This window comes from Aeromonas sp. Prich7-2, assembly GCF_017939255.1.
GTDB classification, from domain to species: domain Bacteria; phylum Pseudomonadota; class Gammaproteobacteria; order Enterobacterales; family Aeromonadaceae; genus Aeromonas; species Aeromonas caviae.
This window is the reverse complement of record NZ_JAGKRI010000201.1, coordinates 1-388: the sequence shown is the minus strand read 5'-3', so window position 1 is coordinate 388 and position 388 is coordinate 1. Positions and strand designations below refer to the sequence as shown.

The window sequence follows — 388 nt, the reverse complement described above, 5'->3', positions numbered from 1 at the left end:
TTCATGATGGTGGTGCGGTCCGGCAAGGCGCTATCCAGGGATAACCGGGCAAACAGACGCATGGAGGCGATTTCGTACAGAGCATCTTCCATCGCGCCATCGCTCAGGTTGTACCAATGCTGCATGCAGTGAATGCGTAGCATGGTCTCCAGCGGATAGGGCCGTCGGCCATTGCCCGCCTTGGGATAAAACGGCTCGATGACAGCGGTCATATTCTGCCATGGCAGGATCTGCTCCATGCGGGAGAGGAAAATCTCTTTTCGGGTCTGACGGCGCTTAGTGCTGAATTCACTATCGGCGAAGGTGAGTTGATGGCTCATGATGTCCCTCTGGGATGCGCTCCGGATGAACATGATGATCTCATATCAGGAACTTGTTCGCACCTTCC

At 54.9% G+C, this 388-nt stretch carries 1 protein-coding gene; it reads right to left on the bottom strand.

Translation table 11 applies throughout. From position 1 onward, the window contains the following. Nucleotides 1–320, bottom strand: a 320-nt coding sequence (locus tag J9892_RS20590) for an IS5/IS1182 family transposase (protein ID WP_001549863.1), incomplete at its 3' end; no start/stop codon positions are given. Nucleotides 321–388 lie beyond the last annotated feature (68 nt).